14 protein-coding genes are annotated in these 22,701 nt (G+C 57.2%); 8 read left to right on the top strand and 6 right to left on the bottom strand.

Annotated elements, in window-relative coordinates:
• Nucleotides 1-43: 43 nt before the first annotated feature.
• Nucleotides 44-904 carry a glycosyltransferase family 2 protein gene (locus IVB19_RS13940; RefSeq protein WP_247821509.1) on the bottom strand — a complete coding sequence of 287 codons (861 nt, stop codon included), beginning with the start codon at nt 902-904 and terminating at the stop codon, nt 44-46.
• A 697-nt stretch (nt 905-1,601) separates the two neighbouring features.
• Between IVB19_RS13940 and IVB19_RS13935 the strand changes: the two genes are divergently transcribed.
• The 8 genes from IVB19_RS13935 to IVB19_RS13900 all read left to right on the top strand — a co-directional run bounded on the left by IVB19_RS13935 (nt 1,602) and on the right by IVB19_RS13900 (nt 11,481).
• Nucleotides 1,602-2,660: a Gfo/Idh/MocA family protein gene (locus IVB19_RS13935; RefSeq protein WP_247821508.1), complete on the top strand. Its 1,059-nt coding sequence runs from the start codon at nt 1,602-1,604 to the stop codon at nt 2,658-2,660.
• A gap of 21 nt (nt 2,661-2,681) precedes the next feature.
• Entirely contained in the window at nt 2,682-4,184 is a 1,503-nt protein-coding gene (locus IVB19_RS13930) for an oligosaccharide flippase family protein (RefSeq protein ID WP_247821507.1), read from the top strand.
• Between the two features lie 28 nt (nt 4,185-4,212).
• Nucleotides 4,213-4,734 carry an acyltransferase gene (locus tag IVB19_RS13925; protein ID WP_247821506.1) on the top strand — a complete coding sequence of 174 codons (522 nt, stop codon included), beginning with the start codon at nt 4,213-4,215 and terminating at the stop codon, nt 4,732-4,734.
• A 93-nt stretch (nt 4,735-4,827) separates the two neighbouring features.
• Nucleotides 4,828-6,003, top strand: a complete 1,176-nt coding sequence (locus IVB19_RS13920) for a DegT/DnrJ/EryC1/StrS family aminotransferase (RefSeq protein WP_247411031.1) — start codon at nt 4,828-4,830, stop codon at nt 6,001-6,003.
• On the top strand, nt 6,000-7,001 hold the full coding sequence (locus IVB19_RS13915; protein WP_247411034.1) for an NAD-dependent epimerase/dehydratase family protein: 1,002 nt from the start codon (nt 6,000-6,002) through the stop codon (nt 6,999-7,001). Before IVB19_RS13920 ends, IVB19_RS13915 begins: the two co-directional genes overlap by 4 nt.
• Nucleotides 6,941-8,155, top strand: a complete 1,215-nt coding sequence (locus tag IVB19_RS13910; protein WP_247821505.1) for a DegT/DnrJ/EryC1/StrS family aminotransferase — start codon at nt 6,941-6,943, stop codon at nt 8,153-8,155. Before IVB19_RS13915 ends, IVB19_RS13910 begins: the two co-directional genes overlap by 61 nt.
• Nucleotides 8,156-8,371: 216 nt before the next feature.
• Entirely contained in the window at nt 8,372-10,732 is a 2,361-nt protein-coding gene (locus tag IVB19_RS13905) for a glycosyltransferase family protein (RefSeq protein ID WP_247821504.1), read from the top strand.
• An 89-nt stretch (nt 10,733-10,821) separates the two neighbouring features.
• Nucleotides 10,822-11,481 carry a class I SAM-dependent methyltransferase gene (locus IVB19_RS13900; protein WP_247821503.1) on the top strand — a complete coding sequence of 220 codons (660 nt, stop codon included), beginning with the start codon at nt 10,822-10,824 and terminating at the stop codon, nt 11,479-11,481.
• Between the two features lie 36 nt (nt 11,482-11,517).
• Here the strand turns inward: IVB19_RS13900 and IVB19_RS13895 are convergent, their stop codons facing one another.
• The 5 genes from IVB19_RS13895 to IVB19_RS13875 all read right to left on the bottom strand — a co-directional run bounded on the left by IVB19_RS13895 (nt 11,518) and on the right by IVB19_RS13875 (nt 22,633).
• Nucleotides 11,518-12,387, bottom strand: coding sequence for a hypothetical protein (locus IVB19_RS13895; protein ID WP_247821502.1), 870 nt, complete (start codon nt 12,385-12,387; stop codon nt 11,518-11,520).
• 667 nt (nt 12,388-13,054) lie between these two features.
• Nucleotides 13,055-14,305, bottom strand: a complete 1,251-nt coding sequence (locus tag IVB19_RS13890) for an HlyD family type I secretion periplasmic adaptor subunit (protein WP_247821501.1) — start codon at nt 14,303-14,305, stop codon at nt 13,055-13,057.
• 158 nt (nt 14,306-14,463) lie between these two features.
• Entirely contained in the window at nt 14,464-16,680 is a 2,217-nt protein-coding gene (locus tag IVB19_RS13885) for a peptidase domain-containing ABC transporter (protein ID WP_247821500.1), read from the bottom strand.
• The gene (locus tag IVB19_RS13880) at nt 16,658-16,993 is read right to left on the bottom strand and encodes a hypothetical protein (RefSeq protein WP_247821499.1); all 336 of its coding nucleotides are present in this window, start codon (nt 16,991-16,993) and stop codon (nt 16,658-16,660) included. Before IVB19_RS13880 ends, IVB19_RS13885 begins: the two co-directional genes overlap by 23 nt.
• Nucleotides 16,994-17,002: 9 nt before the next feature.
• On the bottom strand, nt 17,003-22,633 hold the full coding sequence (locus IVB19_RS13875) for a DUF4082 domain-containing protein (RefSeq protein ID WP_247821498.1): 5,631 nt from the start codon (nt 22,631-22,633) through the stop codon (nt 17,003-17,005).
• Nucleotides 22,634-22,701 lie beyond the last annotated feature (68 nt).

Genomic DNA, 22,701 nt, shown 5'->3' with positions numbered 1-22,701 from the left:
CCTGTCGGAAGGATGCCTCACCGCATCGATTTAAGCACAGGAGTCATGAGTGCGAACCGGCGGGTAACGTCCGACGTGAAGTGTCATCTCGTTGCCACACGGCACCTTTGACACCAGAAAGAATTACCGCTCTAAATCGAGCAAGAATATTGACATAGCAATAGATCAATAATCCCGGCCACAGGCGAAAGTCCCTAAATAATTGCATGACCGTTCTACCGTTGGTTTCGCTCCTGTTCACGGAAAGGTCGGGAAAGCGACGAGCGATTTCAAAAATCCCCGCATAGGCGCGACTTCTGACAGAGATAAGCTTCGGGATTGTGCGCGCGGGAAACACCATCGCTTTGACGGAAGTGAGCGTCTCGCGTTCTTCCGCTTTAAAATGAAGGCGAACATAGATGTCATCAGCAATGACGTCTGGAAACTGGCCGAACCGCCTGCGCCCCGCCTCAGATAAGGCGTAGACGCCGGAACCGCCGATTCCCTCGCGCGAGGAAGGCAGCAGCAATCGAATTGCGTAGTATTTGCGGACCAACAAGGAACAGCCCGCCAGGTTGATATCGGCCGTGGGTGCTACCGCCAAAACATCGCCCTTCTCAAGGCGCTTTGCCAAAGCTCGAATGGCGTCGGCTGTAATAACGATATCGGCATCAGCATAAATCCGCGGAAACGCGGCCGAGATTTGATCGCCGACGTTTAGGGCGTCCGTTTTCCCTGCGATATCCGTTTCGATAACATGGACAGTCGACCCGAAGCACCGAGCGACATTCGCAGTGTCGTCTGTACACCCGTTACAAACAACGACGACGCCGATCTCGTCCGAAGCCGGGGTGCTGACCCATTGGCTCAACGTCCGTGCAATTACAGAACTCTCGTTGTGGGCAGGGACGACAATCGAAATCATTGATGGCCCGGTCGGAATGGATCAGGTCTCGGACTTTTCGAGGCTGCGATAGGTTCAGCTAACCCATGGCGCCTTCCCCTCGCTCGGCTCTGAGAACCGGCGCGACGGGATAACTCCATGAGTGCACGTGCAGCCGCCAACTGGTATTATTTAAATCGACCGCGGCTTTAAATCAATCATAAAAATGGCCATACGCGCACATGTTAATAGTCACCCTTAGCCGGTCGCGGTCCTGGAGCCCGGGACGCAAGACTCCGGCAGCCTTACGGCAATCACGTCCACGAGATTCGGGTTAACCGACGAAATCCCTGAAAGCCTGCCGCTTGGCATAACGTGAAATAGACGGAGGATTAACCAAAACGGCATTATATCGCTCAAAAAATAAAATCATTTAAATGTAGCATTCGTACTTGGGTCGCAGTACAATTAAATGATGTCGATTTTTGACGAGCTACAGGAAGTGCCTATGGATACCTGCACTTTTTGCGATTTGGATGCTCTATCAATAGGCGGACGACCGATCGTCGTTCCTCTGAGCGACCCAGCCGCGCGCGCATGCAAAGCTGCGGTCGGCGAGTTCGGTCCAACGCGACAAGCGACCCTCCCCCATTCGCCGTCTCATAATCATCAAGTTCGATCCCTGACTTCGGCCGGGCTCGATGAGACGTTGCCAGCATAGAGAGAAATGGTGCTAAAGATGTCAGATAGATCCGTCGGCGTTGGCGTTATTGGATATGGTTACTGGGGACCAAACCTCGTACGCAACTTCGCCGCTCACCCCTCCGTACGCCTGGTTGGCGTGAGTGACCTCGACCCGAAGAAGCTCGCGGCCAGCAATCGCCTTTATCCAGGAATCGCAACGACATCCTCTTATCACGATCTACTCGAGAACCCATCTGTCGATGCAGTCGCAATCGCAACGCCGGTGCATACTCACTATGAACTTGCCCTTTCGGCCCTCAAGGCAGGCAAGCACATCCTGGTGGAGAAGCCGTTTGCGCAAAGTTCGGATCAGGCCCGGGGCCTGATAGACGAGGCGGCCCGTCGCGGTCTGACGCTGATGGTCGATCACACCTTTCTCTACACTCCGGCCGTGCAGAAGATCCGCGAGCTCTTACTCAAGAAGGAGCTTGGCAACGTCTATTACTACGACAGCACACGCTCGAGCCTTGGCCTGTTCCAAAGCGATGTCAATGTGATCTGGGACTTGGCGGTGCACGACATCTCGATCATCCACTACATCTTGGCTGAAGAGCCTGTTGCAGTTTCGGCGACAGGGTCATGTCATGTGGCCGGCTCGCCGGAAAACATGGCCCACATCACATTGTTTTTCGATAGCGCATGCGTGGCCCATATCAGCGTCAACTGGCTCTCGCCAATCAAGGTCCGCCAGACCTTCATTGGCGGCAGCAAGAAGATGATCGTCTATGACGATCTTGAACCGACCGAAAAGATCAAGATATATGACAAGGGTATCACCCTGGATAGCCCTTCCGACAAAGCCCACCAATTCCGGATCGGTTACCGGGCTGGCGATATGTGGGCGCCCCACGTCTCCCCCAAGGAAGCGCTCCAAGTCGAGGTCGAGCACTTCATTGATTGCGTGCGTAGCGGCACGCGACCGATTTCGAGCGGTATGTCGGGACTGCGGGTGATCGAGGTCCTGGAGGCCGCGTCCCGCTCGATTGCCGAGCAGGGCAAACCGGTCCTCCTGAAACGGGAGCAGCGCAGGGTCCCGGAACGCGCGACGGCCTGAATCAATGGCGGGCGACATGCAATGCGCGAACAGCGCGACGGTCTCGCTATGAACTCGATACAACGTTCGATCTTGTTTTCGGCAATCGACCGCTATGGCAGCCTAGTGCTTTTCATGGTTGCGACAGCGGTCCTCTCTCGACTGCTATCGCCGGCGGAATTCGGTGTCTATGCGGTCGTCAATGCCGTTACCGCGGTGATTGGCGCATCCTTTCAGGAGTTCGGGGGCGGAAACTACCTGATTCAGAAGCGTGAATTGTCTCCCGCCAATGTTCGCTCGGCTTTCACCGTCGCGCTTGGAATCTCGATTGCGATTGCGCTTCTTCTTTTTGTTCTTGCGCGTGCGCTCTCAGATCTTTTTGCCGAGGAAAGCCTCAAGAGGGGCATCGAGGTTTCAGCGCTGAATTTTCTTCTGGCACCATTTTCCGGGACAATTTCTGCCTTGCTGCGTCGAGACATGCAATTCGGTACGTTGGCCCTTTGCAACTTCGCAGCAAGTGTGGCGGTTGCTCTGGTCTCAATCGGACTTGCGATCGCGGGATTTAGCTATATGGCCCCAGTATGGGGGGCCCTGGCGGGAAGCGTGAGTCTGACTCTGGCGCTGCTCGCCAGTCATCGAGACTTCGGCGCACTGCGTCCCTCGCTCCACGAATGCCGCGACATCGTCAGCTTTGGCCTCTATTCGAGCGGGGTCAGCGTCATCAACGTATTCTACAATCTGGCGCCCCAGCTGTTCCTTGCAAGAATTATGGACTTTATGTCCGTCGGACTGTACAGCCGAGCGATCAACCTGACGCAAACGTTCGACAAGCTCGTTACGCAGGTATTGAACCCTGTAATCATGCCGGTGATTGTCGCCAGGCGCCAAGCGGGGGACGACCTGAAGGCCGTTTATCTTGACGCAATCGAGCTACTTTCCGCCGCGCATTGGCCGTTCCTGATATTCGTGGCCATTATGGCCCGACCGATCATCGCGATCTGGCTCGGCGAGACGTGGCTAGAGGTCGTGCCTCTCGTGCGCCTGCTCTGCATCGCCAACACGGCGCTTTTTGCAGCATGCTTGAGTTATCCCATGCTTGTAGCGGTTGGAAGCGTGCGGGACGCTTTGGTCTCTTCTTTCATCTCGCTACCTCCGTCGCTGCTTGTAATTTTTGCCGCATCCTTCTTCGGTGTGCAGGCTGTCGCCGCCTCCGCGGTTTTGACGTTGCCCTTCCAGGCGGCCGTGGCGATCTATTTTATCGGGCGGCATCTAGGCCTCAAGCCAACAGATATTACTCGCACGTTGATGAAGAGCGGTATCGTCACGGTGGTAACCGCTTTCGGCACATCCGGCTGCGCGGCGCTGACGGAAGCGGGAATGTTGACATCGCTCGGAGGTTTGGCCTCGGGCTTGGGCGTTGCGGCGCTTTGCTGGTGGCTAGGGCTGCTGATGACCGGCCACCCGCTACTGCATCATCTCCATATCGCCGCAGCTGGTCTCGCCCGTGTTGCACCCAAACTGAGGCCGTCACGTTCGGCCCTATAAGGCATTCTGGCGATTTTTGGAGGCGGAGATGCCCATCAGAAGCGACGTAAAGCTCGGCAAAGACGTCACGATCTTTCATCCTGATCTAGTCAACCTGTATGGTTGCGTCGTCGGTGACGAGAGCAAGATAGGAACCTTCGTGGAGATCCAGGCGGGGGCAAAGATAGGTGCACGTTGCAAGATATCGTCGCACAGCTTCATCTGCGAGGGAGTCACGATCGAGGATGAAGTGTTCGTCGGTCATGGCGTAATGTTCACGAACGACAAACACCCGAAGGCAACGACGGCGGATGGTCGTCCTCAGCAAGCGTCGGACTGGACGCTGCAGCGCACTCGCGTCGGTAGGGGAGCTTCGATCGGCTCGAACTCCACGATTCTGTGCGGAGTGACGATTGGAGAGGGGGCCTCCATAGGTGCGGGTGCGGTGGTGACGAGAGACGTTCCGCCTGGGGCTGTCGTCGCGGGAGTGCCCGCTCGGGTATTGTCTGCGGCTGAAACGGCGGTCTTGGGCGATCGCGGCTCAGCAGAGGCGCTTCGTAAACCATTTTAAATTCCCACATAAACGGTAAGATTTAATGATTGATTAAATACAATAATGCGGGTTAAATGTATTATAATGTTGGTCCAATAGAGGACTTGAATCTTGATACCCTTCCTGGATCTGAAAGCCCAATATAGCCAGATCAAGCCGGAAATCGACGCCGCGGTCGCGAGAGTCGTCGGCAGCGGGCACTTTGTGCTCGGCCCAGAGGTCACTGCCTTTGAGGGTCGCTTCGCGGAATATTGCCGGACCGCCCATTGCCGCGCGGTGAACAGCGGAACCTCGGCACTTCATCTTGCCTTGCTGGCGGCGGGCGTCGGAACCGGTGACGAAGTCATCACGGTGTCCATGACCTTCGTCGCGACAACCGCAGCGATCCTCTACAGCGGAGCCAGGCCGGTGTTTGTCGACGTTGACCCGGTAACATGGACGATGCATCCCGGTTCGATCGAGGCTGCGATAACACCGCGAACGAAGGCGATCCTGCCGGTTCATCTCCACGGGCAGATGGCCGACATGGACTCCATTATGGAGATCGCGCGTCGTCACGGTCTGGTAGTCATCGAGGACGCCGCGCAGGCGCATGGCGCGGAATACCGCGGACGTCGCGCGGGCTCGATTGGCGATCTGGGATGCTTCAGCTTTTACCCCGGCAAGAATCTTGGAGCCTTTGGCGAGGGCGGGGCCGTCGTAACCGATCGGGCTGAATTGGCACGCCGCGTGTCATTGCTGCGGGATTGGGGACAGGAGACGAAATACAATCACGTCATTCCCGGATACAACTATCGCATGGACGAAATTCAGAGCGCGATACTGAACGTCAAGCTGAACTACATTGAGCGCTGGACGGAAGCTCGTCGTTCGCTCGCTGAGCGATACAATGCACTGCTGTCTGATCTTTTATGCCCGCGTCCCCAGCCGCCCCCGTACGCCCGTCACGTGTATCACGTCTATGCGGTCAGGTTGCCGTGGCGCGACGAAGCGCTGACGCTATTGCGTGAAGCCGGTATCGGCGCCGGGATCCACTATCCCGTTCCGGTGCATCTGCAGACTGCCTATGCAGAACTCGGTTATCGTGCCGGTGATCTTCCCGTCACCGAGATGTTGGCGAACGATTTCCTCTCTCTTCCCATTTATCCAGAGTTGCTGCCGGAACAGGTGGTCGAGGTTGCCTCCACACTCAGGAACGCGGCACTGCGGCCCAGCGAAGTGACAAGCGACCGAGCAGAGCATCCAGAGAGTCTCGTGACAAGGTCCCACAACAGGAGAGCGTCTTGATTGATCTCAAGGGAAAACGCGTTCTGGTCACCGGCGGCGCAGGTTTCATCGGCTCCCACATTATTGATCTGCTCTGCGATGAGGGCTGCATCGAGATCGTTGCCATCGACAACATGATAAGAGGCCGGCCGGAAAATCTCGGGCGCGCGCTCGGACGTGGCCCGGTGAGAGTGGTTCATGGCGACATACGCGATCGCAAGCTGATGGAAGCGTTGCTCAAGGCTGCTGATATTGTATTTCACCAGGCGGCGCTCCGAATCACTCATTGTGCGGCCGAACCACGCCTTGCCAAGGAGGTCATGGTGGACGCCACCTACGACCTGCTGGAGTTGTGCATCAAGCACGATGTTGAGAAGATCATCGCGGCGTCGTCGGCATCCGTATACGGCATGGCAGAGGAATTTCCCACCACCGAGCGCCAGAATGCGTACAACAACCGAACTCTCTATGGAGCCGCTAAGGCCTTTAATGAGGCTTTGCTGCGTACCTTCAACGATGCGTACGGGATCGACTACGTCGCACTTCGATATTTCAACGTCTACGGCGGGCGGATGGACATCCACGGCCGGTATACTGAGGTCTTGATCCGCTGGATGGAGCGGCTGGAAGCCGGATTACCTCCGATCATTTTTGGTGACGGTCATCAAACCATGGATTTCGTCCACGTCCGCGACATCGCGCGTGCCAATATCCTTGCGGCCAGGGCAAAGATCACTGATGAGGTGTTCAACGTCGGGAGCGGCACGGAAACCAGCCTGACGGGGCTGGCTACGGTGCTTGCCTCCGTGATGGGACGCCGCGGCCTGGCACCCGAATTCGCGCCGGAACGCTCCGTTAATCCGGTGCCTCGACGGCTGGCATCAACCGGCAAAGCAGAGCGTTTGCTGGGGTTCCGCACCACGGTTTCGCTGGAACAAGGGCTCGCCGAGCTCGTGAAATGGTGGCGATCCGAACGCGAACTTGCTTCCGGCTCCCAGCGGCAGGCGGCGGCATCGTGATTCCGATCGCGGCGCCGCTGCTTGCGGATGAAGAAGCCGATGCTGCGCGCGCGGTCGTGCTGTCGGGCTGGGTGTCGCAAGGCCCGGAGGTGGCCGCGTTTGAGGGTGAGTTCGCCGCACTTGTTGGCGCGCCGCACGCCTGTGCCGTCGCCAATTGTACGACCGCACTTCAGCTTGCTTTGGCAGCGTTGGGTATCGGCACCGGCGACGAGGTGATCACGGTTAGCCACTCCTTCATTGCGACGGCGAACGTCATCCGATACCAGGGCGCCACTCCGGTTTTCGTCGATATCGACCCGGAGACCTACAATTTGGATTGCGCTCGGCTGGCCGAAGCCATCACCGAGCGCACGCGTGCGATCATCGCGGTCCATCAGATGGGCATGCCGTGTGATATGGCAGCGCTCATCGCGGTGGCGCGACGCCACGGCATCGCGGTGATTGAGGACGCGGCCTGTGCCGCCGGATCGCAGATCCGGATGAACGGCGAATGGGAGCCGATCGGCAAGCCGCATGGAGACATTGCCTGCTTTTCCTTTCATCCGCGAAAGGTAATCACGACAGGCGAGGGTGGAATGCTCACCACCGCTGACGCCGAGCTTGATCGCAAGTTTAGGCTGCTACGCCAGCACGGTATGAGCGTTCCGGACACGGTACGTCACAACTCCTCGTCCGTGATCTTCGAGGAGTACGTCGTTCTCGGCTACAATTACCGAATGACGGATATGCAGGCCGCAATCGGGCGCAAGCAGCTCGAGCGGCTTCCGGACCTCGTGGCGCGACGTCGAGCGGTCGCTGTCGGATACAACGAGTTACTTGGGACACTTGAGGGGCTGCATCTGCCGCTGGAAGCCGAGTGGGCCAGATCCAACTGGCAGAGCTACTGTGTGCGTCTGTCGGACAGGCTGGACCAAAGAGAGGTAATGCAGACCCTTCTTGACCACGGCATTGCGACACGCCGTGGAATTATGTGCGCACACCGCGAAGCCCCTTATGCCCTCGAAAAACGGCATCACAAGTTGCCCCAGTCGGAGCTGGCGCAGGATCATTCGATTCTGCTTCCACTCTATGCGCAAATGACCGAGGAGACTCTTGTCTACGTAGCGAACGCTCTCAGAAGGGTGGTTAAGCCGATGCCCGCTGCCCATTCCTAGTATCCGGCCGCGGGTTGTTATCGAACTCCGCTCAATCTGTGCGTTTTGGCAACATGCGTGCCGACTTCGTGAGGCCTGGCGATTCAGCGCCGCCGCTAGCGCGCACTAGTCGACGCACTGAGTTCGCAATGATCCGTCTGAAGATAGAGCCGCCCTCTCCTCTGCTAACAAACGCGAAGCTAACAACCATCTACAGACGACCAAACTGAGGACAAGATGGATACGTTTGGTGTAAAGCCTACACTGATCTTCTTTCAGCACAAATATGACGACAGGCTGCCTGCTTTTCTGCTCGCGCACAAACGAGAACACGTCAAGTGCTTATCGCAGTTCTTCAACGTCGTGGTCGTCGATCACGATTGTGATTACGAACAGACCTGCGATATTCATCAACCCGATCTAACCCTCTTTGAGAGCGGTGTTCCGTTTCCTACCTGCCATAAACCACGAATAAGTCACGCGCACGCGTATCCCCATATCCCGAAGCTCGGCCTTCTCAACTCAGATGCGTTCTGCTGTGGTCGCGCCGGCTTTTTGTCCGACATGGATCAATTGGGAATTTCGACTTATTTTGCGATAGCGACCGCAGCAGCCGAAAACACCCCGGCGATTTTGGATTCGTTATTTACTTGGCCCAACTTCGTCGATCCCGATATCTACCACGACTATGGTCAATGGAAGAGCATCCCCGTCCTCTTTGCGGGCAACAGCACAGCGCTGTATCCCTGGCGCCGGCGGATGACCCGCCTACTCTCGAAACACTACCCCTCCTTGATCTGCAATCATCCCGGCTATGCGCCCAAGAACACGCAGCAGCCCATAAGGGTCGGCGAGCCCTATGCTCGGATGTTGAATGCATCTTTGTTTGTGCCATCTTGCGGAACATTAGCAAAGGAAGTCGTGAGGAAGCACTTTGAGATTCCCGCATGTAACTCCTGCTTGGTAGCAGAGCCGTCCTCGGCACTCGAAGCTGCGGGCTTCAAAGACATGGTCAATTGCGTATTGGCCGACGAACATGACGTGTTGGACAAACTATCCTTTCTGTTCGACAACCAGGATGCACTTGAGGCCATCGTTCAAGCAGGATTCGAGTTTGTCCACCGCTTCCATACGATAAGGCAACGCGACCAGATCCTTCAATGGTACGAACTCAACAAAGTAGTTCAATCCCACCAGAAGATTGTCCAGGCCGGCCCGTTCGGGCCGCTTCGCCTTGTGAATGCACAGTCTAGCGGCAACGCTTCTGGTTTTGTGTGCGGTGGTTTACATCTGCAGCTCTTGCAACAGGGTGACGCACTACTCCGCGACCACGACTACGAGGGCGCGGAACGCCTTTATATGAGGTGCGCACAATACATTCCATGGATGCCTGAGCCGAAGTTGAGGCTTACGCTATGCAACCTACGCAAGGGCAATGCGAAGGCGGCGCTCTCTTGGATTTCTGAGCCGATCCAATTCACTCTTTCCGAGTACAAAGCGGTAGATCCCGATCCCGTTGAATGGGCTTACTTTATCATCGCAACCATCTGCACCGGAGATTTAGGCGAGGCAATCGAAGCCGCCAGCCAATTTCCTTGGCTCAGTCACGACGAATTGAATCGAGCACGACGCGCAACGATGATTCTCGCTAATCGGGACCCTTCACTTCCTCGCGAAGACAGCCGGCTGCCAAAACAACGACGAAGTATTCATCAACTGCCTCAATGCAGTGAGCACGCGTGGTTCATGAACCTGTGTGACATGCTTGCAGCATGCAATCGAACTGAACTGGCCGAGCGGCTGAGAAACAATTTGTATCGCGACGCTGGCATGTCGAATAATCTGAACCTCTGCCAAGTCCCTGTGCGCCATGAGAACGAGAGTAATAGTGAACTTGCCAGGGGCGCTCATCCAGCAACACCTCAACGGTCGACAAGGCACTTTAAGAGGAAGCTTCGCTCCGACAAATTACGGGCGAGCTTCAGGCAGCTGGTAAAACGCGGGATCTATAGGATTGAGGAAAAGTACGGATACTTCATGCCGCATCACCTTTCGAGCAGCAGAAACGATGAATTTTACAAGCAGATCTATGACTTGGCCCGCGGGGAGAAAGTCGCAACGGCGCTGGTTATCGGCGCGGATCAGCGATGGCGCGGAACTCAAGCACTTATAGCCGGGTTCCGTGAGCGAGAAGAACAATCACGCGTGATATGCTTGAAAATGCGTGGACGCCATGAGGCTACTGCTAACGGCCAGGCACCCGAAGAGGATCTTGTAAAATGGTATGGGCCATTACCGCTTGATTCCGGCGACCTGCGAGATCAGTTTCAGAAAGCGATAACGAGGATCAGGGAGGACAACAATATTGTACAATTTGATATCTTGCTGATTAACGGCACCGTGCGCTCTCAGGGAGAGAGTGTTTACGAGACATTACACGAATTGCTACGAAAGGCAAAGTACGTGCTACTCGACGATGTTAGTAATGTTCGTATCCATGAAGTATATAGGCGCCTGAAGAACGATGGGCGGCATCGTGTGATAGATGAGAACCCTGCTCTCCGGGACGGGTATGCCGTCTTCGAGGACCAATGCTAGGGTGCTTTTTCCGAACGTCGGTGACGACGATGCTCCTGTAGTATCATTGAACTCCACCAATGCCGGTCTCGAAATGAGTGACCAAAACAATGAACTATCACCACTGGACCCGACTTGAAATCGAGCCGCTCCTGCCCGATCAATGTACCCGTATACTCGAAGTGGGAGCCGGGGCCGGCGCCACGTTAAAATGGCTAAAAAGCCTCTATCCCACGGCTGAAACGACTGCGGTCGAGATAAACCCAGCCATGCTAGAAGAATTGAAGGTGAATGCTGATTTGGCCATTATTGGTCCCGTCGACCAAATCATTATACGGCTCAAAACCTATGACCTAATTCTTTTGCTTGATGTTCTCGAACATCTTCCCGATCCAGACGAGACCCTACGAAACCTAACAAAGCTGCTGAATCCCAAAGGCCGGGTGATCGTTTCAGTTCCCAATATTTCTCATTTTAGTGTTTCTATACCGCTCCTGGTCCAGCGCCGCTTCGATTACCGGGAGGCGGGCATTTTGGATCGGACTCACCTTAAATTTTTCGTAGAGAACACTGCCATCAAGCTCCTCAACGATGCAAACCTAAATGTTTCAGAGGCCCTTATCTCCGGAATGGAACGAAGGGCCAGAACGTTCAATTTTTTCAGCCTCGGCCTATTGCAGCACTATCTGGCTCGGCAATATATCCTGCTCGGTGAGTTGAACGACGGCGATTTCAAACAGCAGAAGGTTCGGTGGAAAATCGCGGGCTGACGGGAAGCAAAGCGTCAGTGCTACCGATACTACCGATCACAATGATGAATCGGGTCCGTTGTAACGCTTTTTGCCCAGCATCAGCGCAAGATACTCAATAGTCTTGGAAACAACCCTCGAAGTCGGACGCCAACTGCCAACGTTTGCCTCCGAGCTGAATTGCTGATCTGTTCGCGTTTTGGCAAAAGGCTTACTGCTGTCCTTCGCGTAGTTGTTAGGCAAGTGGTAGACCCAGGACCAAGATGGTGTCGTCAGCGTGCTTAGGTCGATGGGCGATACGTAACGTGCAGTGAAACCTGCTGGCGGGTTCTCGAAACACAAGCCCATTGCTGCGCGACAAGCAACATCCCACTCTGGTCGCACAAGCTTGCTCCGCTGGCGGTCAAACGAGGGTGTTTCCACGTACTCCAGCGCGAGCTCTCTGTCCAAGATGAACATCGCGTTGAATGGATAATCCAGATTGACGAACGCATACCCATCTAGATCCACCCGGGTTTTTGAGCTCAGATCAGTCACACCGACCTGATCGACCAGATACAGGTGATTGTCAGCGTCATTGTATTCGATGCGCTGAAAGGAGGGTATCAACCTTCTCTCGTTGAGTATTTCCCGATAATGGATGAAATAGCAGAGATTGTCGAAGGACAGTAACACATCATCTTCGACGTATATGAAATGAGTGTAATTCACTTTCGCTCTAAGAAACTGCTCCGCGATAAGATGCTTGTGGCCCCAAGGCAGGAGCCAGGGATCGGAAAGAGTTGGAAAGCTTTCAATCGAAAGGTTCTTGCTTGAGTTTGGACGCGCGGGAAACGGTCTGAAAAGCGGTGCACAAACGTCTCTAATCTGTTTGAACGCATCATCCCGGTCGACATTGGTGGTGATGACAATATCCAGGACTTCCACAGGATATTCACAAAGCGCTCGAACGACCTGAAAAAGATACTGGAGCCGTGACTCCCGGAAATGAAAAGTCACCGTAGCAAGAATTCGAAGCGGACGTTCAGTTACATCTCGCATACCTTTACTACCTTCAGCTTATGGGCGCCAATTCTGGCGTCTGAAAGAATTGAAATGATAGCATTTTTGGATACATTAGAAACCTATGTTGCTGTCCGACCCCATTGCGCCACGACGTCGTTCGCGCGGCCGCTCGCATGATCGCCCCGAGCCCGCTGGGAGGGGCCGAATGTTCAGTCCTGCAACAACTGATTGCAAAAGCCCGATGGTGGGCGAGTTCCGACTAATCGGCCCCAGCGTGCCAAGCCAACGGCACAATTTCGTACCTTTAGGATGAGACCTCTCCAGGAGATCGAGGCCGTCGGGCTGCCGCGAGATCGACATCCCGAGCACGATATTGAGCGTATGAAACGCATCCCTGCGCGGTAAGAATCATTTGGCTGGGCGCGCCAGTCCAGATGCCGGATATGCGCCAGCGGCCGTGTGTCGGCAGCCAGCACCGCTCCCGTCAGCCGAGAGCATAGGTCACGATTGGTAGTACATTCGGAGAACATTGCGCGTCCATCTCTACATCAAGATCCGGACTGAGCTTCATGAAACATTCCAAGCCGAGTCAGTATTCGCGGATGCTTTCGTCCAGCCCGCGAAGCAGGGGATAGAGGAAATAAGAGATGATAGTGCGCTGCCCGACCTGCATTTCGGCGGTAACCGCCATGCCGGGAATCAACTGAACGCGTTCCAGCTGCAGCCGAAGGTGCACGTCCTGCAAGTCGACCAGTACGCGATAATAGGGAGCTGTCGTGCGGCGCACACCTTCGGCCTTGGGGTCCGGTGAGAACGAGTCCTCACTGATGACCCGAACCTCACCCACGGCTGTCCCGTACTTCTGGAATGGAAATGCCTCGAACTTTACCCGCACCGGCTGCCCTACCGCGACCTGGCCGATGTCCCTCCCCTCCACGTTGACTTCGGCCTGGAGCTGCCCGTCCCGGCGAACAAGCACGAATAACGTTTCAGCCTCGCGGACCACGGAGCCAACGGTGCGGTTGGCAATCTCGAGCACAACTGCATCTGCGGGAGCCTGCAGCACGATCAGTTGCCGGCGAAGCTCGGCCTTCTTCAGTTCTTCAAGGGCACCGTCGCGCTTGCCGGTGACCTCGACCAAATCTTGATAAACGGTACGACGAAAGTCCTCAGCGAACACGTTTTCATCAGCCAGGGCCTTATCCAGACGATGCCGGTTGTCTTCGATATTGCCCCGGACGCGCGCGAGATTGCTCTCAACCTCCAGCCGCGCGTCACGCGACAACAAGAGGTTCAGTTTTGAACCGACTTGGTTAGCCATCAACGCGCTTCGCATCGTCTCGATCGACTGCATGGTCTCCAGTCGCTGAACCAAGACCGCTTCTTCGTCACGCGCTGTTTTCAGGTTGGCTTGAGCTGAAGCGATCTGCGCTTCGCAGTTCCGGATCTGGGCGTCGTAGGCGGTCCTTCTCTGTAGAAACAACTTATGCTGGAGCTGCTCGTCGTTATTGCTGGCGTTGCTGACGACGAACTCGGTTCGATCCAATTCGGCGCGGAGCCGGCCAATAGCCGCCTCGAAGGCGGCGACTCGGATGCGCAACTGGTCGACGTCAGCTTGCGAAAAGGTCGGATCGAGCGTAGCCAGCAAGTCGCCGCGCTTCACTCGATCGCCAGGCTTGACGTGAATTTCGCGGATCACCGACGTTTCCAGCGGTTGCACCACAAGGTTTGGACGCGTCGTGATCAACTTCCCCTGTGCGGTAACGATCATGTCCACTTGCGATACCGATGCCCACGCAACCGCGACGGCGATCAGCGCAACGACAAGGTAGAGCGTCACATGAGCTAGCCGTGGCGGAATTCGCTGCTCAACCTCGATTGCATCAGGCTGAAATTCTGTAACGACGCGCGGTCGCCGCGGGGCCGGGCGAAACATGGTTCGACGCCTGCGCGGGACCGTATTCGCTCTCGATGTCTCACGCAGTTGTTCTACCTTGCTCATGCGAACTGCTTCGTCTGCTGATTCCAGAGATGGCGGTAGATAGTGGATTTGGAAAGCAGCCGGTCGTGGTGATCCACGTCGACAATACGACCGCGGTCGATCAAAAGGATCTGGTCCGCTTCGGCCAACATGGAGAGGCGGTGCGAAACGATGATAACGGTCCGTCCCGCAGCGAGGCGGCGCAGGTTGCGCCTAATGATCATCTCGCTCTCGGGATCGAGTGCGCTCGTCGCTTCGTCGAGAATCAGAATGCGCGGATTGGCAATGAGAGCCCTCGCGATGGCAAGCCGCTGCTTTTGTCCTCCAGAGAGGTTCGACGCCTCCTCTTCGAGCATGGTGTCGAACCCCCGGGGTAGCCGTTCGATAAACTCGTCCGCACCCGCGAGCTGCGCTGCCCTCACAACCTCCTCGAAAGTCGCATCCCGCTTTACGCAGGCGATATTTTCGCGGACGGTTCCGCGAAACAGGAAAGTATCCTGCAGGACCACTCCAAGATTCCGGCGCAGATGGGTTAGATCCAGCTCCCGGGCATCATATCCGTCGATGCGGACCAGTCCCTGCTGCACGGGATACATTCCCGAGATCAGTCTCGTGAGCGTCGTCTTGCCGGAGCCGCTCCGGCCGACGATCCCGAAGATGGAGCCAGGCGCAATGGAGAAGGAGACTTGATCGAGCGCCGGAGCGCCTTCGGATCCATAACGGAACGAGACACTTTCGAACTCTATCTTTCCGGCGAAGTCGGGGCGCAAGCCGTCTCTCTTGCCGTCACGCTCGGCTTTCTGGTTCATCACCTCACCAAGCATTTTAACTGCGAGGGCGACCTCCTGATATTCGTGCACCATAGTCACGAGCTGGACCAGCGGTCCCGAGACCCGCCCCGCCAACATATTGAAAGCGACAAGCGCGCCGATCGTCATTTCCCTTCCGAATACGTCAAGTGCGCCCAGGGCGATGATCCCGATCGTCATCATCTTCTCGAGAAATCCGGTGACCGCCTGGGCGCCCGCTGAAATTTTCTCGACTCCGAATCGCATTGTGACCGACTGCGCGCAGCGGTCGTCCCACACCCTGCTCTGCAGCGGCTCCATCGCCAGCGATTTCACCGTGCGCATGCCATGAACAGTTTCAACTAGGAGCGCCTGCCGTGCGCCTTCCGCTTGATAGAGATCATAGAGGCGCCGTCGGAATGGCCCCATCAGCACTGCGACGACGATCGCGCTAACCACGGTGAAGGCCAGAACCACACAGGTCAGTTTGGCACTGTAGAGCGCCAGAACAGGGATGAAGACGAATAGCGACAGCGCATCCAGCGTGGTGAGGAACAGTCGCCCGGTCAGAAATTCGCGGATTCGCGCAGCCTGCTGCATATGTTTCACCAGGACGCCCGCAGAGATGTGTTCGAAGAAGGTCACGGGCAATCGGAGAAGATGACCGAATGTCTTGGTCGCAACCCGGATATCCACCCTGTTTGTTGCGTAAATCAAAAGGTAACGCCGCAGAAATCCAAATATTGCGTCAAACGCGAGCGCGGCGGCCGCGCCGGCCGTGAGCACGTAGAGCGTCGTGAAGCTCTCGTGCACAAGAACCTTGTCTATGACCAACTGAAAGAAAATCGGAAGCACGAGGCCGAGCGCGTAGAGAACGATCGCGGCAACCGCCACGTTGCCGAATAGCCGCGATTGCCGGAGAAGTTCCGGTACGAACCACCGCAGTCCGAACGTCCTCCCTGTGTCTGACGATAGACGTTCGCGTTTCAACAGGATGACCTCTCCCGTCCAGCACGCGCAGAAGCGGTCTTTCGCAACGATCAGAGGCTCGTTCTTACGGTCGGCAAGTGGATCGAGCGTCGCGACGGTCTCGGCACCGGCACCCTCCGCTCCGGCGCCAAGGATAACAATCCAGTTCTCATTTGTAAGCCGAGCAATGGCCGGATATGCCTCTCCCAGACGACACAGCGCACCCCAATCGAGATGCGCAGTTTTCACCCGGAGTCCAGCCTCGCGTGCCATGCGCAGCAGCAGGTCTGTCGAAAAGCACTTGCCGTCAACGGCATAGGTGTGGCGCAGGCGATCCACGGGCAGGTCGATGCCGTGATGAGCAGCGACTTTGGCAAGGCATTCCAGCGCGGTCCAGGCAGCCGACTGCGGCGCTTCGGAAGAAGTCGCCACCGCCGCCTCCGGGGCGGGGCTTTCAGCTGAAATTACTTGAGACATTCGGCGACCGTGCGCTGTTCATCACGGAGGGACCGCGCTCCACGGGCGCAATGTTGTGCGGAGGCTCCGCCGATGTGCTCGGCTGGCCGCGCCGCACCGCCCCAGCATCGATCAGGCCCTGCAGCGCGTTCTGCATTACTTCAACCGAGTTCGCGAAGGACTCCACCGAAAAGATCAGCCTCTGGCAGAAGGCCTTCTTGGGCGCGTGATTGGCGTCTCGCTCCGTGGGCGAGAAACTCATCAGATCGACGCGTACGATCGACCCACCGATTGTGATCTCGTCCACTCCATCGGTATAAATCTCGGCGTGCATCTATGGCTCCTATGCTGCGAGCTGCGGCCTGAAGATGACGTCGACCGCATAGCTGGTGGAATTGAAGGTATTGGTCGGGAACAGGCTGCCGGTCCCGTAAGCGTACACGCCATTGCCACCGCTGGACGCGGACGACGGTGCGGTCAACGGCCCGTTGGTGACCGAACCAGCAAAGAGATTTGGATCTGCGGAGTAGCTTCCCGCAGTGTGGTAGGAAGCAATGTAGGTCGTTCCCGCCGCTATCGTCACGGGCGCACTGAAGTTGACCTGCTGCCAGCCGCTCGCTGTCTCGTTGGTAAAGGTAGCAGTGGCCAGTAAGGTGCCAGCGCTGCTCCAGAGATCGGCGACGTGCGTGCCTGTATTGTTCGATCCTTTGTAGAAGCGCAACCCGACAATGTCGCCTGCCGTGGAAGCCACGAATTTCATGCCAAGTTCCACCGAGTTTGGATCATTGACGGAGACAATGCTCGGCGTTGGATTCGAGCTGAACAAGCTCACGGTGCTGGACGATGCCGCCTGAACCGTGACGCCTACCATTGCGCTGGCCGTACCGCCACGGCCATCCGAGATAGCGTAGTTGAATGAAGCCGGTCCGGTATAACCGTTGGTCGGGGTGAACGTCACCGTGTTGTTTTGTACGTTGAAGCCGGCGGCGCCGTTGACGCCTCCGCTGACGCCCGTAATCGTCAGGATGTCGCCGTTTGGATCTGTGTCGTTGGCGAGCAATGCAGTCCCTGCAATGGAAAGTGGGGTGTTTTGGCTGGCATTGAAGCCGCTGTCATTGTTTGCGACTGGCGATTGGTTGGCACCACCGCCAGAGCCGTTGAACACGACGTCGACCCAGTAGTTCGTGGCGTTGAAGGTGCTGGTCGGAAACAGATTTCCGTTACCATACGTGTAAGCGCCATTGCCGCTCGCTGGAGCCGTCAGCGGCCCATTGCTGTGCGCAGTGGTGAAGTAGCTGGGCGTGGCGGTGTAGCGACCGTTGCTATGGAAACTAGCGACGTAGGTGGTACCGGCCGTGATCGACACGGGACTGCTGAACGTGACGGTTTGCCAGCCGCTGCTGGTCTCGTTACTGAACGTGGCTGTCGCCAGCAGCGTACCCGTGCTGCTCCACAATGAGCCGGAGTGCGTACCCGTATCACTGGCACCCTTGTAGTACTTGACCCCAGTAATAGTACCTGTAACGGACGAGGTGAATTTCACACCAAGGTTGACCTGTGACGTGTCGGAACTCGACAGCACTGACGGCGTATCCGAGCTCGAGAACAAGCTGACGGTTGATGCAGTGGTCGTCACGGTAATGTTGAACGTCTCGCTCGCAGCGAGACTGCCGAGGTCGCTCGCCGTGGTGTTGATACTGACCGTCCCCACGTTTGCGGATGTCGGTGTACCGCTGAAGGTGCGGGTCGAGGCATTGAAGCTCAGCCAGGAGGGCAGTCCGGTCGCTGAGTAAGCGAGCGAATCCCCGGAATCGACGTCGGTGAAGGTGCCTGCAGGCAGCGTCAGGGAGAACGCCGTGCCGACCGTCGCGGTCTGGTTGGCGGTCTGGCTCGCCAGCACTGGCGCGTCGTTGGCGCCATGAATGGTGACGGTTAGCGTGCTCGACGATGTCGCACCGGCGGCGTCGTTCATCGTGTAGTTGAAGGCATCGGTCAGCGTAGTGGTCGAAAGCCGCAAAGCCTGCACAGCCGCATCGGTTTCATTAACGGTATACGTGAACGCACCGGCGGCATTGAGGACCAGGTTGCCGTGCGCGCCATTGAGGGCCGCACCGAGTGTACCGGAGGTCGAGCCGAAACTAACCGCGGTAACCGTCTTGGTATCGCCAGCGTCGGGATCGGTATCGTTGGTCAGCACATTGCCTGTGCCGGGCGAGCCGGCCGTGCCGTTGTTGATACCGCCCTTCTCCGTGGCGTTCGCCGTGTCCGCGACGGCGGTCGGTGGCGTGTTTGCAGTGGTCGTCACGGTAATATTGAACGTCTCGCTCGCAGCGAGACTGCCGAGGTCGCTCGCCGTGGTGTTGATACTGACCGTCCCCACGTTTGCGGATGTCGGTGTACCGCTGAAGGTGCGGGTCGAGGCATTGAAGCTCAGCCAGGAGGGCAGTCCGGTCGCTGAGTAAGCGAGCGAATCCCCGGAATCGACGTCGGTGAAGGTGCCTGCAGGCAGCGTCAGGGAGAACGCCGTGCCGACCGTCGCGGTCTGGTTGGCGGTCTGGCTCGCCAGCACTGGCGCGTCGTTGGCGCCATGAATGGTGACGGTTAGCGTGCTCGACGATGTCGCACCGGCGGCGTCGTTCATCGTGTAGTTGAAGGCATCGGTCAGCGTAGTGGTCGAAAGCCGCAAAGCCTGCACAGCCGCATCGGTTTCATTAACGGTATACGTGAACGCACCGGCGGCATTGAGGACCAGGTTGCCGTGCGCGCCATTGAGGGCCGCACCGAGTGTACCGGAGGTCGAGCCGAAACTAACCGCGGTAACCGTCTTGGTATCGCCAGCGTCGGGATCGGTATCGTTGGTCAGCACATTGCCTGTGCCGGGCGAGCCGGCCGTGCCGTTGTTGATACCGCCCTTCTCCGTGGCGTTCGCCGTGTCCGCGACGGCGGTCGGTGGCGTGTTGTTGCCATTGCTGGGTACAAACACCACGTCCGCCCAGTAGTTCGAAGAAGAAAACGTATTGGTCGGGAAAATTCCGGCCGTGCTGGTACCACCGTAGGAATAGACGCCATTGCCGCCCGATGTGGCGGAGGAAGGCGCGGTCAAATTGCCGCTCGTGAACGCGTTGACGAAGAAACTATTCGTGGCCACGTAGGCGCCGTTGGTATGATACGAAGCAATGTAAGTTGTATTGGCAGCGATTGTGACCGGGGTTGCCAGATTGACCGTTTGCCAGCCGCTTGCTGACGTAATGGTAAAGGTCGCGCTGGCAAGCTTGGTACCGGCCGAGGTCCAGAGGTCGAGGAGGTCGGAGTTCGTGTCGCTCGGGCTGCGATAGAATTTCAGCGCGGTGATTTGTCCCGCCGTGGAGGAGGTAAACTTCACGCCTACTTCAAGCGGCGTGCCATCGTTCAAACTGGTTTGGGCCGGTACGTTGGAAGCAGTGAAGAGGCTTGCCCCGCCATTCCCACCCCCTCCCGTGATATTGACACTGACGGTGGCGGGAGTGGTTTGCATGTTGATACTGTCATCGGTCGCGCGCGCTTCGATGACTCGCGTACCAGAGCCCGAAGCAACCCACGTATAGTTCCAGTTCGTCGTGCCGCTCGCCGGGTGCCACGTCGTGCCGCCATCAGTCGAAACTTCGATACCGGCCACACGTCCGCCGTCGTCGGAGGCTGTGCCGGCAATCGTGACCGACTGGCCCTGGCTGATGTTGGCCCCACCTGCCGGAGAGCTGATGACAGCCGATGGTGCTGTGTGGTCGGTGGTCGGCTGGGCGCTCACAACGCCCGCCTGCAACGTTTGCGGAGTCACTCCCATGTCGGCAAGGAGATTCACCATCGACTGCTGCACGGCAGTGCTGACTGGCGCGGTGAGGCCCCTGTACGAAACATATTGGTCTGACAATCCCCACGACCACATGACCGTGCCGGCACCGAAAACCAGAGCACCACTCTCCGGATCACGGTAGAGCGTGAGGCTGTGCGTGGCCGTCCCAGAGCCGGTCGTCGCCCCATTGTCCAACAGCAGCGTATTGACGTTGCGCGTCGTCGACGACATGTCGATCAACCCGGCGGGCCGGGAACCGTTGTCAAGATCGCTATCCCACTCGTAGCCAAGCAGGTTGGTCAGCGTTCCTCCGGTGCCGCTGGCAATGCTGGTGTTTCGCCAAAAGCGCAGCTGCGACATGCTGGCCGGGACGGTGATGTTGTCGAGCGAGCCGATATCATCCACGGTGAAGATCGTACCGGAGAGAGAGTTTTCCGGAGTACCAGGTCCATAAAGCGGATCACGAAACAGGCCCGCGCCGCCGTTGGCCGTGCCATTCGGGTCGAGTTGCGTGCCGCTCCAGATGTCCTTGTACTCGACGATCGTCCGGTTTGCCGAATGGCTAGCATCGAGGCTCGCTGCGAGTTCGACATCCCAATAGATTTCGTTGCCGCTCAAGAAAGCCAGATCGACCCCCGCGTCGCGCGCGGCGGTGACATTGGCGAATTGCGATTGCGACCAATATTCGTCATGGCCAGCGTCCATGTAGGCGTTCGTGTTCAGCAGCAATCCTGCAGTGGTTGCGCTATCGATGCCCGAAATGTAGCTGACGTCGTAGCCGTTTCGCTCCAGCCAGTAAATTGCGGCGTACTCCTCGCCAAACAGGAAATCCTGCGGCCCGGCCAGGTTGGAGTTGGAGTTGATCGCGAGCGGACGATTGTAGCTTACGGCATACGCACGATCGTTATTAGTTCCGCTGGGACCTTGATACAGATTATATCCACCCCATGGATTGTACGCCTCCCAGGTCATGTCGCTGGTTTGGAACAGAATGTCCGAGGCGGAGCCATCATTGCGAACGATAAACGGAATCATGTTCTGGAAATTGCCAGTGTCCGTCGTCAGCTTTGCAAAATAGACCCCGGAAACAGCATTGGCAGGAATTGTCCATGAATCTGTTATAGACCAATTCCCCGCATCAACGGTGTTGGTTGGATCATTAAAGAGCGGTGCCGGTTGGTTGGCCGATCCCGTATGGTGCATGCTGGTGACGAGGCGCGCGCCGTTGCCGCCATAGTAGCCGAGCCGATAAACATCGAGAGTATAGCCGCTCAAGGCGGTATCGACCTTGAAGGAGACTGTCTGTCCCGCATTAGTGCTGATCTGTGTCGTGAAGCCTTCGATCTGCGAGTCGCCTTGGTTATCGAAGGAGCCGTGGATCGCCCATACGCTCTCGGGCGTACCCGCATTCTGATTCTCAGTGACGATTTTGTTGTTGGCGTCTGTGAACGTTGTGGTTGCTGTCTGGCTCCCGGAGGTTGCAGTGAGCTTCATAGTGGCACCGGTGGCCCGACCATCGGCTGGGACCTGCCACCGCGCGACCACCGTGCCGTTGAGGAGACCATCTACGTCGCCGCTACCGCCGTCCGTGATCGTGAACGGCGCATAAGTGTCGGGATTTCCGTCGATTCCCGGTGCACTCGGTAGGTCCGCGATCTGAAATGTAATCGGCGCGCCAAAGCGCATACCGTTGGCAGTAAACGTTGCAGTACTGCCAGGCGCATAGTCGGCATGGTCAGTTGTGACCGAGAGCGAACCAGCTGTGAGTGAATTGACGGCCGGCCCGCCATGTACCCCGAGAGGCAGTGCGGCGTCGGCGGCTGACGGCAGGAACGGGACCTGCCTGTTGAACGAGACCTGCCTGCTCAACATCCCGGCCGTGGACAACAAATCCGCCAATCTTGCCTGAGACGCCTGCTGGCCCGTGCCCGCCATCACATTGGACAGGTCTTCTGACCCGCCGACGGGCGCCGCGCGCGGTCGGGTCCAAGACCCCTCCCATGCGGGTAGACCGTAGCTGCCGTTGATCGCATTCAGGATTGCCATGCGCGGCGAGTCGATATCCGGCCAGCCGAGATCACTTTTTTCAAGGTTTTCTTCCGAAGAGAGAAGCCTTGCTTTTCGAGAAGCGCTCGCCCCTGGCATGGCCACCCTCCGTAAATTCTCGCAGAAAATCAATTTAATTTAAACATCTTTTCATGTCAATTCAATGC

Source organism: Bradyrhizobium sp. 187, assembly GCF_023101005.1.
Classification (GTDB): domain Bacteria; phylum Pseudomonadota; class Alphaproteobacteria; order Rhizobiales; family Xanthobacteraceae; genus Bradyrhizobium; species Bradyrhizobium canariense_D.
Note: the sequence above shows the minus strand (reverse complement) of the source record. Positions and strands in the feature narration are given on the sequence as shown.

What these genes read in the sequence shown, in the direction of transcription:
- IVB19_RS13940 (WP_247821509.1), bottom strand. Translation starts at nt 904, where the DNA reads ATGATTTCGATTGTCGTCCCTGCCCACAACGAGAGTTCTGTAATTGCA.
- IVB19_RS13935 (WP_247821508.1), top strand. Translation starts at nt 1,602, where the DNA reads ATGTCAGATAGATCCGTCGGCGTTGGCGTTATTGGATATGGTTACTGG.
- IVB19_RS13930 (WP_247821507.1), top strand. Translation starts at nt 2,682, where the DNA reads ATGCGCGAACAGCGCGACGGTCTCGCTATGAACTCGATACAACGTTCG.
- IVB19_RS13925 (WP_247821506.1), top strand. Translation starts at nt 4,213, where the DNA reads ATGCCCATCAGAAGCGACGTAAAGCTCGGCAAAGACGTCACGATCTTT.
- IVB19_RS13910 (WP_247821505.1), top strand. Translation starts at nt 6,941, where the DNA reads ATGGTGGCGATCCGAACGCGAACTTGCTTCCGGCTCCCAGCGGCAGGC.
- IVB19_RS13905 (WP_247821504.1), top strand. Translation starts at nt 8,372, where the DNA reads ATGGATACGTTTGGTGTAAAGCCTACACTGATCTTCTTTCAGCACAAA.
- IVB19_RS13900 (WP_247821503.1), top strand. Translation starts at nt 10,822, where the DNA reads ATGAACTATCACCACTGGACCCGACTTGAAATCGAGCCGCTCCTGCCC.
- IVB19_RS13885 (WP_247821500.1), bottom strand. Translation starts at nt 16,680, where the DNA reads ATGTCTCAAGTAATTTCAGCTGAAAGCCCCGCCCCGGAGGCGGCGGTG.
- IVB19_RS13880 (WP_247821499.1), bottom strand. Translation starts at nt 16,993, where the DNA reads ATGCACGCCGAGATTTATACCGATGGAGTGGACGAGATCACAATCGGT.
- IVB19_RS13875 (WP_247821498.1), bottom strand. Translation starts at nt 22,633, where the DNA reads ATGCCAGGGGCGAGCGCTTCTCGAAAAGCAAGGCTTCTCTCTTCGGAA.